This is a genomic window from Herminiimonas sp. (assembly GCF_030645555.1).
Lineage (GTDB): Bacteria > Pseudomonadota > Gammaproteobacteria > Burkholderiales > Burkholderiaceae_D > Oxalicibacterium.
The window spans coordinates 1-11,259 of sequence record NZ_JAUSME010000101.1 but is presented as its reverse complement, the minus strand read 5'-3'; the positions used below and the strand labels follow the sequence as shown (position 1 = coordinate 11,259).

12 protein-coding genes and 1 pseudogene are annotated in these 11,259 nt (G+C 55.5%); 3 read left to right on the top strand and 10 right to left on the bottom strand.

Going from position 1 to position 11,259, the window contains the following annotated elements; genetic code table 11:
• Positions 1–144: 144 nt before the first annotated feature.
• Positions 145–714, bottom strand: a complete 570-nt coding sequence (phaR, locus tag Q7T06_RS04120; RefSeq protein ID WP_304780636.1) for a polyhydroxyalkanoate synthesis repressor PhaR — start codon at positions 712–714, stop codon at positions 145–147.
• Between the two features lie 181 nt (positions 715–895).
• On the bottom strand, positions 896–2,521 hold the full coding sequence (gene phaC / locus Q7T06_RS04115) for a class I poly(R)-hydroxyalkanoic acid synthase (protein ID WP_304780632.1): 1,626 nt from the start codon (positions 2,519–2,521) through the stop codon (positions 896–898).
• A 55-nt stretch (positions 2,522–2,576) separates the two neighbouring features.
• Between phaC and Q7T06_RS04110 the strand changes: the two genes are divergently transcribed.
• A complete protein-coding gene (locus Q7T06_RS04110; protein WP_304780628.1) occupies positions 2,577–2,822 on the top strand; it encodes a hypothetical protein in 246 nt (81 codons plus the stop codon).
• A 20-nt stretch (positions 2,823–2,842) separates the two neighbouring features.
• On the opposite strand, the gene pgeF is transcribed toward Q7T06_RS04110, so the two are convergent.
• Positions 2,843–3,607 carry a peptidoglycan editing factor PgeF gene (gene pgeF, locus Q7T06_RS04105; protein ID WP_304780625.1) on the bottom strand — a complete coding sequence of 255 codons (765 nt, stop codon included), beginning with the start codon at positions 3,605–3,607 and terminating at the stop codon, positions 2,843–2,845.
• Between the two features lie 56 nt (positions 3,608–3,663).
• Positions 3,664–4,692, bottom strand: a complete 1,029-nt coding sequence (locus Q7T06_RS04100) for an RluA family pseudouridine synthase (protein WP_370652338.1) — start codon at positions 4,690–4,692, stop codon at positions 3,664–3,666.
• A 44-nt stretch (positions 4,693–4,736) separates the two neighbouring features.
• Here Q7T06_RS04100 and Q7T06_RS04095 point away from each other — a divergent pair, with 44 nt between their 5' ends.
• Positions 4,737–5,534 (top strand): outer membrane protein assembly factor BamD, encoded by a 798-nt coding sequence (locus tag Q7T06_RS04095; RefSeq protein ID WP_304780622.1) that lies wholly within the window; start codon positions 4,737–4,739, stop codon positions 5,532–5,534.
• A 44-nt stretch (positions 5,535–5,578) separates the two neighbouring features.
• On the opposite strand, the gene yaaA is transcribed toward Q7T06_RS04095, so the two are convergent.
• Positions 5,579–6,355, bottom strand: coding sequence for a peroxide stress protein YaaA (yaaA, locus tag Q7T06_RS04090; RefSeq protein ID WP_304780619.1), 777 nt, complete (start codon positions 6,353–6,355; stop codon positions 5,579–5,581).
• A 29-nt stretch (positions 6,356–6,384) separates the two neighbouring features.
• Between yaaA and Q7T06_RS04085 the strand changes: the two genes are divergently transcribed.
• Positions 6,385–6,846: a putative toxin-antitoxin system toxin component, PIN family gene (locus Q7T06_RS04085; protein WP_304780614.1), complete on the top strand. Its 462-nt coding sequence runs from the start codon at positions 6,385–6,387 to the stop codon at positions 6,844–6,846.
• A 13-nt stretch (positions 6,847–6,859) separates the two neighbouring features.
• Here Q7T06_RS04085 and Q7T06_RS04080 read toward each other — a convergent pair whose 3' ends face one another.
• From Q7T06_RS04080 to Q7T06_RS04060, 5 genes and pseudogenes are all read right to left on the bottom strand, one after another.
• Positions 6,860–8,038 (bottom strand): lipopolysaccharide assembly protein LapB, encoded by a 1,179-nt coding sequence (locus Q7T06_RS04080; RefSeq protein ID WP_304780611.1) that lies wholly within the window; start codon positions 8,036–8,038, stop codon positions 6,860–6,862.
• Positions 8,035–8,931 carry an ExeA family protein gene (locus Q7T06_RS04075; RefSeq protein ID WP_304780608.1) on the bottom strand — a complete coding sequence of 299 codons (897 nt, stop codon included), beginning with the start codon at positions 8,929–8,931 and terminating at the stop codon, positions 8,035–8,037. Before Q7T06_RS04075 ends, Q7T06_RS04080 begins: the two co-directional genes overlap by 4 nt.
• Before the next feature lie 10 nt (positions 8,932–8,941).
• Positions 8,942–10,672 (bottom strand): pilus (MSHA type) biogenesis protein MshL, encoded by a 1,731-nt coding sequence (gene mshL / locus Q7T06_RS04070; RefSeq protein WP_304780605.1) that lies wholly within the window; start codon positions 10,670–10,672, stop codon positions 8,942–8,944.
• Between the two features lie 14 nt (positions 10,673–10,686).
• Positions 10,687–11,067 carry an MSHA biogenesis protein MshK gene (locus Q7T06_RS04065; RefSeq protein ID WP_304780602.1) on the bottom strand — a complete coding sequence of 127 codons (381 nt, stop codon included), beginning with the start codon at positions 11,065–11,067 and terminating at the stop codon, positions 10,687–10,689.
• Positions 11,052–11,259: pseudogene (locus tag Q7T06_RS04060) on the bottom strand (MSHA biogenesis protein MshJ); the annotation flags it as partial. The gene Q7T06_RS04065 and the pseudogene Q7T06_RS04060, both read right to left, overlap by 16 nt.

Here is an 11,259-nt window from a genome sequence, read left to right as displayed (position 1 = left end):
TTTTTGGTGTTGCTTGAAGAGCATTGGTCATAGCGGGGGCAGGTAAAAAGCGTGGGGTTGAAACGAAGTCGCTATTGTACCCTTTTGCCCGGCCCGCCTGCCACTTGACGTGGCGCTTGGGGCCGGACGCTGCTACATCCTGTTTTACTTGTTGTTTTTATCGCCAGGCGTAGCTGGTGGCGCGAAAGGAAAAGCACCGAACATGTTCTTCGACTGGGTCTGCATCTGCTCCTGCATCTGCACGAACAGGCTTTTGCTTTGCTCGATGTAGTTGCTCATCATCCCCTGCATCATCGGCCCTTGCACATTCATGAACTGCGCCCACATTTCCGGACTGAACGGCTTGCCTTCGTACAGGCCTTTCGAGTTTTCCGTCAGCTTGTTCTGGATATCGATGAAAGCCTGGATATTCTTTTCCAGATACGAACCCATCATGCCCTGCATCGCATGGCCATAGTAGCGAATGATTTGCGACAAGGCGGCGCTGGAAAACATCGGCGAGCCATTCGACTCTTCTTCCAGAATGATCTGCAGCAGTATGCTGCGCGTCAGATCTTCATCGGTCTTCGCATCGACCACAGAAAACTGTTCATTGTCCAGCACCAGCTGCTTGACATCGGCTAGCGTGATGTAGGAACTGGTTTGCGTATCGTAGAGGCGACGATTCGGATATTTCTTGATTAAACGCTCGGAGATTTTCTTTGTACTTGTCATCGTGAATCCCAACTTGTTGCGTCGCAACGCATTTGTATCTATCGGCTCAGAAAGCGAACGAGGTTCACTTCAAAATCCCATTATAGTGCGGAAAAACAAAGGTTTACACAAGCTCTGCCAGCTTTTGTCTTTCTGCCGCAATGCAAGAAAACAAAATATCCAGTGCTCTTCTGCAGAGAATTCAGCTTGCCTTTACCTTTACATAACTGCCGGGTGCGGGCTCGGCAGGCTGATATTGCGCATTTCCCAACTTACGCGGCGCCTTGATCTTTTTCTCTGCATGCAGGGCCAGGAAATCGGCCCATGCCGGCCACCAGCTGCCGGCAATTTCAGTCGCACCGGCCAGCCATGACAGCGCATCCGTGGCAGCATCGTCGTTGACCCAGTAATGCCGCTTGTTCTTTCCCGGCGGATTGATGACGCCGGCGATATGCCCGGCTGCGCCCAGCACGAAACGATTTTGCTGCGGCTTCTTGCGGTTCAGGATGGCAGTCGATGCATATGCGCTCATCCACGGCACGATGTGATCGTCGCGCGAACCATAAATGAAACTGGGCGCATCGATCTTGCCCAGATCGATTTTTTTTCCGCCCAGCATGAACTTGCCCAACTGCGTCAAATTATTTTCCAGATAGGTATTGCGCACATACCAGCAATACATCGGCCCCGGCAAATTAGTGCTGTCTGCATTCCAGTACAACATGTCGAATGGCGCCGGGGACTCGCCCTTCAGATAATTCGAAGTCACGTAATTCCAGATCAACTCATTCGAACGCAAACTGGCAAACGCCGCATTGAAATCCAGACCCCTCATCAAGCCGCCCTGCCCGATCGCCTGCTCGGTTTCCTTCACCTTGGCTTCGTCTATATAGACATCGAGTATGCCGGTATCGGAAAAATCCAGGAAGGTCGTCAGCAAGCTCAGGCTGGCTACCGGTTTTTCACCGCGCGCAGCCAGCAGGGCCAGTGCATTCGTCAGCATCGTGCCGCCTACGCAAAAACCCAGCACATTGATTTTTTCCTGTGCCGAGATGGCTTGCGCCACCGCGATCGCCTTGATCACGCCCTGCTCGATATAGTCATCCCATGTCGCATCCGCAATCGAGGCATCGGCATTGCGCCACGAAATCATGAAAACCGTATGTCCCTGCTCTACCGCGTAACGCACGAAGGAATTATGCGGCTGCAAATCGAGGATGTAATATTTATTGATGCAGGGCGGCACCAGCAGCAGCGGCCGTTCATGGACGGTGGGTGTGAGTGGCTTGTATTGCAAGAGCTGGAAGAATTCGTTTTCAAAAACTACCGCACCTTCGGTAATCGCCACATTGCGGCCGACTTCGAAGGCCGATTCATCGCTTTGCGAAATACGGCCTTTTTGTATATCGGCAAACAGCTGCTTCAAGCCCGTACTCAGGCTTTCACCCTTGGTCTCGACAATTTTCTGTTGCGCTTCCGGGTTCGAAAACAGGAAGTTGGCCGGCGACATCGCATTCACCATTTGCTCTACTGCAAAGCGGATTTTTTGCTTGGCTTTGGGCGGGATTTGCATCGCATCGGCCATCGCCGTCAGGAATTTCGCATTGAGCAAATACGCCGCCGCGTTAAATGCATGCAAGGTGCTCGATTGCCAGGCGGCATGGGCAAAGCGTTTGTCGGCAACCGGCGGCACTTGCGCCGTCAGCATCTGCTGCCACAGGCTTGAAAACTGTTGCGTATAGTCGCTTTGCAATTCTGCCGCCAGGGCTGGATCGATGACCATGCCGGCTTCGTTGGCAAAAGGCTGGGGCGATTCGGGCTTATTCATGCTGACAACTCTCTTTTCGAGTATCTTTGCGGTTTGAATTTGAATTCAGGTATTTATGTACATTATCGCCATCGCTTGGATCTATGTCGTCTTCATGATGGCTATCGTCGAAACATCGATCGTCGCAGGCCTCATGACCTTTTTTTTCTATGGCGCACTGCCAGTGTCGATTATTGTATACGTGATGGGCACAGGTCAGCGCAAGCGCAAACGTCGGGCGCAGGAAATGCAGCGGCAGGAAGAGATGAAAAAGAATGCAACGGCGGAGATAACAGCGGCCGAACACAAGCCGGAAGTTTGATGCAACCCATCGCTGGCGGCTTATTTCAACCAGATCAAGGTCGCCATGCGGCCGGTGACGCCATCGCGGCGGTATGAGTAAAAGCGCTGCGGCTCGCCGACGGTGCAGAAATCACCGCCCGTGACAGCCACCACACCGGCATTGCCCAGTGTCTGCCGTGCCAGTTGATAGATGTCGGCCAGGTATTTCCCCGGACGCCCGGCTATCGGCTTGAATGCTGTGCTCATTCCAGCATTTTTTGCAGCATCCTTTGCAGCAAAAGCCTGCAACACATCGTCACCCACTTCAAATTGCGCCGAGCCTATAGCCGGGCCCAGCCATGCATGCAGGTTTTCCGCGCCTGCTGCGCGCATGGCAGCAACCGTATTTTCCAGTATGCCGCCCGCCAGGCCGCGCCAGCCAGCGTGGGCCGCACCCACGACGCGACCGGCCGCATCGGCAAACAGAACCGGCAGGCAATCGGCCGTCATGATCGCGCACACGACTCCACGCTGCGTAGTAAAACTGGCATCGGCTACCGGCGCATCATGGACTTGCGCCGCATCGAGCACCGTCGTGCCATGCACTTGCGTCAGCCACGCTGGCTCGGCCGGCAAATGCAGGCGAAGCTGGGCGCGGTTGCGCTGCACATTATCGAGCGCGTCGCCTACATGCACACCGAGGTTCAAGCCGCCACCGCCCCGCCCATCGTCATACGGCGCCGGACTGCTGCCGCCAGCACGCGTGGTTGCCAGCGCAGCTATTCCCGGCAACTGCATGTCTGATTGCGGCAATATCATTTCCATGAGCAGGCTTTAGCGTGGCAAGCGGTGAAACGTCACAAGACAGGATGCAAACAGGATCAGTAAGTCTTGATCCCGGTACGGGCGATCAGGTCAGCAAAGTCTTGCGGCAACTCGGACGACCACTCGACGGCTGCGCCGGAGGTCGGATGGATCAATCCCAGGCGTCGCGCATGCAGGGCCTGACGCGGGAATACCGTCGTCAAATGCTGCTTGCCGTATAACGCATCGCCGACCAGTGCAAAACCTATCGATTGCATGTGCACGCGGATTTGGTGCGTGCGCCCGGTTTCCAGCTGGCACAGCATCAGGCTGACCGGACGCCCATCCAGCATGCCGGTTGCCAGGCGCTGGAAATGCGTGACGGCAGGTTTCGCGGTCAGGTTTTCGGATACGGCCATTTTGATGCGGTCGCGCGCATGGCGGCCGATGGATGCATCTATCTTGCCGGAGACATTCGGCGTACCCCATACCAGCGCCAGATATTCACGCTTGACGGTACGCGCCTGCAGCTGGCGCACCAGGTCGGTATGCGCCACCAGTGTTTTTGCCACCACCATCAAGCCGCTGGTGTCCTTGTCCAGCCGGTGCACGATGCCGGCGCGCGGCACACCTGCAATCGACGGCATGTAATGCAGCAAGCCATTCAGCAAGGTGCCTGACCAGTTGCCGGCGGCAGGATGCACGACCAGCCCGGCGGGCTTGTTCAGCACCAGGATCGCAGCATCTTCATGGACTATGCTCAAATCCATCGCTTCCGGCTTGAACGCCTCATCTTCAGGGGCCGGCTGTGGATATATCACGACCTTTTCATCGCCGTACATCGTCATTTTGGCACGCGCGACTTCGCCATCCACGCTGACGTGGCCGGCGTCTATCCATTGCTGCAGGCGGCTGCGGGAGTATTGTGGGACAAGGGTGGAAAGCACCTTGTCCAGGCGCACGCCGCAGACTGCCGGCGTTAAATCCAGCTCTATCGGCGGCATCTCGATCAGGTCGCCATCGACTTCATCTATGCCTTCCAAATCGCTGGCTGGCATGGTTTTATTTACAATCGGTGTTTCAGTTGGGTTCACTACAAGTCCCATCGGCTATAATCAATCATTGTCTGGCGGTATCCTCGCAAAATCTCATGCAAAAACAAATGTTAAAACTTACTTCTATCGCTCTTGCCTTGCTGTTGTCCGCATGCAGCCTCACACCCGACAAAATCGACGAGACCAAAAACTGGTCTCCGTCCAAATTATACTCGGAGGCCCGTGAAGAAATGAACGGGGGCAATTTCGAGAAGGCGGTCAGCCACTTCGAGAAGCTTGAATCGCGCTATCCGTTCGGTACCTACGCCCAGCAGGCGCAGATGGAAATTGCCTATGCCTATTATCGCCAGGGCGATCAGCCGCAAGCACTGGCCGCGGTCGAACGTTTCATCAAACTGCATCCGGAACATCCGAATGTCGACTATATGTATTACCTGCGCGGCTTGATCAACTTCAACGACAAGGTCAGCGTTTTCGACTTCATGTCACGCCAGGATCCTACCGAACGCGATCCGAAGGCAGCCCGCGAAGCGTTTGACGCATTCAAGCAGTTGACCGAACGTTTCCCGCAAAGCAAATATGCTCCCGATGCCGCGGCGCGTCTTGCTTACCTGGTCAATTCGATGGCGCAGTATGATGTGCACGTCGCCAACTACTATTTCCGTCGTGGCGCCTATCTGGCGGCAGCCAACCGCGCGCAATCTGCCGTCAAGAACTATCCGGGCGCACCGGCAGCCGAAGGCGCATTGTACTTGATGATCAAAACGTATGAAGCATTGAACCTGCCGGAATTGCGCGATGATGCAGAACGCGTGATGAAAACCAATTTCCCGAACAGTATTTATTTTTCTGGCGGACCGAAGAAAGACACGCCCTGGTGGCAAATCTGGTAATTGCGCTGAATAAAAAAGCCTCGCGATGCGAGGCTTTTTTATCGTCAATTTTCGATCCGGCGCCTGAACATCCAGGATTTTTCATCCGACAAGGCTGGCTCAAAAGCATAACCATCCACATTGAAAGCCTTCAGATCGCCGGCGCAGACGATGCTGTTGACTGCTGCATAACGCGCCATCATGCCCCGCGCACGCTTGGCATAGAATGAAATCACCTTGTACTTGCCGTTCTTCCAGTCCTGGAAAACCGGCGTGATCACCGGCACATCCAGCAATGCAGGCTTGACAGCCTTGAAGTATTCTTCCGATGCCAGATTGATCAGGGCACCGGCTTTTTCCTCAGCGATACGCCGGTTCAGCGCATCCGTGATGGTATTGCCCCAGTATGCATACAAATCCTTGCCTGCTGGATTGGCCAGCCGCGTGCCCATTTCCAGTCGATACGGCTGCATCAAGTCGAGCGGACGCAGCAAACCGTACAAGCCGGATAGAATACGGACATGCGACTGGGTATAAGCCAGTTGTTTCGCATTCAGGCTGGCCGCATCCAGTCCTGCATAGACATCGCCATTGAATGCCAGCATCGCCTGCCTGGAATTTTGCAGCGTGAATGTGGACGACCAGTCAGCATAACGATTGGCATTGAGCGTCGCCAGTTGATCGGAAATATGCATCAGGCTGCCGATCTGGTCCGGCGCAAGTTCCCGCAGGATTGCAATCAACTCTGCAGAGCGCGGGATGAAGTCAGGTTTGCTGCTGATTTTTGTCGTGACTGGCGTGGCGTAATTGAGTGTTTTGGCAGGCGATAAAACAATAAGCATTTCTACATCCGGGCAAAGTAATTTTCAAAATGATACAGAAGCGCATCGTAATCGACACCAATGTCTGTCTGGACTTATTCGTTTTCCGCGATCCGCGGTGGGCGCTATTGCATGCATCGCTGAAAAGCGGATCGGTGGAAGCCGTCACGCGCGACGATTGTCGCATGGAGTGGAGCATCGTTCTACGCTATCCGCATCTGAAAATAGACGATGCAGCGCGCGTGCTGGTCGCGGCAGAATTCGATGCGCTGATACGTTGCGTACCGATGCCGGCTGCTGATGCAGACGCTGTGAAGCTGCCCATCTGCAAGGACAAGGACGATCAGAAATTTCTGGAATTGTCGCGCGATATCAAAGCCGACGTATTGATCACAAAAGACAAGGCTTTATTGAAGCTCGCCAGGAAAACCCGTCGCGATGGCCTGTTCGCCATCATGACGCCAGAGGCGTGGACACTAGAGACACTGACCCTGCAGCAAACAAGCGTGTAAGCACACGGCAGGATCAGCGCGGAAGCTGCTTCAATTTCTGCTCGACGAAAGCCAGCAACTCGGGCGACAGATTATTGCTATCCCTGGCGCGGGTAAAGGCTTCACGCGCTTCTGCAGCACGGCTATCCGCTTGCAGTGAAATCCCCAGCCCCATCCACCACAGACCATTTTGCGGCGTCTTGCGCAACGCAGCAAGGTACTGTTCCACGGCTTCCTTGTGTTGCCCTTCACGCTGCAACACAGCCGCCAGAAAGGCCTGATACTCAGGACGATCCAGTGCATGCGGCAAGGTGCGTTGCAAGGTTGCGATTGCCAGTTGCTGCTCGCCTTTTTCAATTTGCAAACGCGCCAGTATCATCGCGAAACCAGCCTGCTTCGGATCCAGATTCAAGCCATCCTGCGCACGGCGCGCCGCCTCATCCTGCCGCTTGCCGTTTAACAGCAAGGCGATCAAGGTCTGGCGCGCAGCTGCATTTTTCGCATCGGTCTGCAACACTTGCTCCAGCAAACTGATCGCCTCCGCTACCCGTCCCTGCTGCACCAGGCCGGTCGCCTTGCGATAATCGTTTTCTGCCTGTTGCTGCGGCGTGAGTTCCCTGATTTTTTTGTCGAGCATTAAAGACGGTTCGGGTGCGACTGCTGGCCCGGGCGCAGCTACGGCAACATTGCTGCGCGTGGCCGGGCGCGTATCTTCGGTACCCTGTTTTTTTGCCACGGCTGGCTTATTGCCTGCAAGCGGCGCGACAGGAGGCGCTGGCTTGGCGACGCTTTCCCTGCTGCTGTCCATCTTGCCCGCCGCTTCATTGATGACGGCCCTGGCCTCGGCCGCATCGGCGACAGGTGCGGCAGGCGTCGCCTCAACGGCAGCCGCAACAGGAGGTGCAGATGTCGCTGCCGGCGTCTCCAGCGCCGCAGGCGCGGGCAAGGCATGCAAATCGGGAGCCAGCTTCAATTCCAGTTGTGGCGGCGCCACCGCCTGGATAGTCGCCGGTTTGGCAAGCGGTACTGGCCGCAACCACAGCCACGCCAGCAAACCGATCAGCAGCACTGCCAGGATTGCCGCCACCCACCATGCCGCATGCGTACTGCGCACCTGTGGCGCCGCCCTGACCTGCCCTGCCATGCTGCCAGCCGCTGCGCCATTGGCATGACGTTGCTCCAGCTCCTGCAGCATTTGATTAATGATACTCATCGCAAATACGTCCAGGCCATGCCGGCTAGGGCAATTAATAAAACGCCTCCTGCAAGCCATGGCATCCATGGCCGCAAGCTGCTGCGCGCTGCCTCGGTATCTTTTGCCGCGGCACGAATATGCTGGGCGCGCACTTGTTGTTTGCCTTCGCCATAAGCCAGCATCATGGCTTTATGCGCGAGTATGTTGGCCAGGCGCGGAATGCCGCCGCTTGCCGTGTGCAGTGCGCGGATGGCATCGCGCCCCAGCAATCTGCTGCCCGAAAACCCTGCGACATTGAGCCTGTGCACCACATAAAAATCCAGATCATCCCTGGACAAGGGGCTGAGCCTGTAGTGAAAGGTAATACGTTGCGCGAGCTGCCTGATCGCATCCTGCTGCAACTTGGTATCCAGCTCAGGTTGGCCGAACAAAACGATTTGCAGGAGCTTGCGTTTTTCAGTTTCCAGATTGGTCAGCAGGCGCAGCGCTTCCAGGCTTTCCAGCGGCATGGCCTGCGCCTCATCGAGACACAGGAGCACGCGCTTGCCGTCGCGTGCGAGAACCAGCAGGCGATGGTTGATTGCCTTTAGCAACTGATGCTGGTCCACATCCTTGTCGAGTGCAATTTCCAGCTCATCGGCCAGTGCCAGCATCAAGCTGCGCGGTTCAAGATATGGATTGGGGATATAGGCGGTGACAAAGCTGTCGTCGAGTGTAGCCAGAAATTTCCGGCATAACAGCGTTTTACCGGTACCCACTTCGCCGGTAATCTTGATGAATCCCTCGCCGCCTTTCGCTGCGACCAGCAGGGTATTGAGCGCCTGCTGATAATTCGGGCAGGCGAAAAAATAACTGGTGTCTGGCGTGATTGCAAATGGCAGTTCACGCAAACCGAAATGATGCTTGTACATTGGTTTACCGTTATTCCCGCACTCTGTCGCGCGGCGCCATATTCTGCAGACGGCCCTGTGCATCCAGCACATCCTGCGACCAGCTGCTTTGATTGTGAATGATGGTCGGCTTCAAGAGGATGACCAGTTCGCGCTTTTGCGTAGTCTGATTGGTGTTGCGGAACAGATTGCCCAACACCGGCACATCGCCCACACCCGGCAGCTGCGAACGATCGGATGAACTTCCCTGCCGCATCAAGCCGCCCAGTGCAATGATGTTGCCGTCCTGCGCGCGCACCACGCTGTCTGTTTCAGACGTATTGCTCTTGGCCAGCGGCAGAGTCAGGGTGCCGCCACTGGTACCCAGGTTGATGACTTTCTCGGATGTCTGCACATCACTGACCGAAGGATGGATATGCAGGATAATATTGCCCTGGTCATCGATCTGCGGCGTCACGTCAAGCACCACACCGGAGAAGAAAGGTTGCAGCGTGACGTTAGGCGTAGACGTCGTTCCAGTCACCGATGTATTGATATTGCTGCTGACATTGGTGACGAAGAATTCATCGGTGCCGACCTTGAGCACGGCTTTCTGGTTATTCAGTGTCGCAATACGCGGGCTCGACAGCACATGCACATTGCCTTGCGTTTCCAGGAATGAAATCAGGGCAGCGAAATTCTTGGTTTGCAGGGCGAGGCCAAACATGCTGCCCAGATTGGCGGCGCCGGAGATCAAATCCTGACCCGCGATAGCCTGTAATGCGCCGCCGGTAAATGTCCTGGCTGCAGAATCGATGCTGGATACGCCGGTAGCAAGGCTGCCGCCAGTTTGCAATACGGTGCCGGGTGAGATAGAGCCCCCGGATATGCGGCTGCTGCCGGTCCTGAAACCTGACCAGTTGACGCCGGTTTGAAAGCCATCGTTCAATTCGACTTCAAGAATTTTTGCTTCCAGGATCACCTGACGATCGACCGACAACTGCGTCGCTTTCAGATACGCGGCAACGCTGCGCAATTCGTCCGGCATCGCCTTGATGACCACGACACCCGACTGCGGACTGATAACGACGCTGCGCCCATCCTTGCCGTTGCCGACGATCGCATCGAGCGCAAATTTCAATTCTGACCAAAAATCGCTGGTAGAAGTCGTACTGATTTTGCTGCTTTCCATCGCCGTGGTTGTGGTGCCGGAATTACCACTTGAATTGCTGCCCGATGAAGTGTTAGACGTATTCTGATTGCTGCCGCTGACCGAGCCGGAAATCACACGCGTATCCGATGTGCCTTTACGATTGCCGGTCAGGTAATTGACCTGGAACACACTGGTTTGCATCGTCAGCGGCTTGATGACGATGCGCGAGCCTTCGACCTTGTAATCGTAGCCATACAGATCGCGCACGGCATCGAGCGCCTCGAACAGTGTCACGTCTTTCAGGTTGGCCGAGATCGTGCCGCTCACCTCTGGATGAACCAGCATGTTGTAACGCGTTCCTATCACGATAGAATTGAAGAACTGACTGGCTTGCACATTATTGAAAGCCAGGCTGAAGCGCTCTTCCAGCGGTTGCCGTGCCTGCGGCATTTCGATGTTAATTGGTGGCAGCAGGGCGGCGGAAACCGCATCCTGTTTTGCCGGCTGAACGGTAGCCCGGACTGCCTTGTCCATCTCTTCATTCATCAAGTCGTAGGTTGCCCGCTTCGATGTCGGCGCTGCACATCCGGCAACAGAGATAACCAATATGGCTAATAGTAATTTACGCACGTTTGCCTACCTCTTCACTTCAATTGTCGGGAAGGTTGACGACCGGGAGCAGGCGTCAATTTTTTCCCCATGTTTGGGAACAGCTTCAATGTTTGCAGCTCGCTGCCTTTGCGCAGACTCACTTCGCTTTCAGTAATCTTTACCAGCGTCGAGCCGCCAAACTGATCGCCGAGTTTGACCGTCTGGCCACTGATGATGGCAACCCTGCGCGTCGGCGAAATGAACACCGATTGCAGCACCGGTTCGCCGCTCGCACTGGGCACCCCGCCGGCTTGCATCAACATGCTGGGCGGCCGGGTCGGATCCTGCAGCTGCTGCGCCGCCGCCGCTGGCAACCATGCCAGCGCGCTACCGCAGACGATCAATGACATCCATGCCTTCATAGGTTGAGCCATTTCTTGTCCAGGCTTAAGGTGAACAAGGTCAGAGTCAGCGTGGCATTCGGATACTCATCCACGGCAAACTCGGCATTGCCCCAGAATATCTGCCACGGCATGCCTTCCAGCGATTTCATGTAATTGAGCATGTCCATATAACTGCCCTGCACTTTTAACTCGACCGCATGCTTGAAGACTGTCTGCACTGCA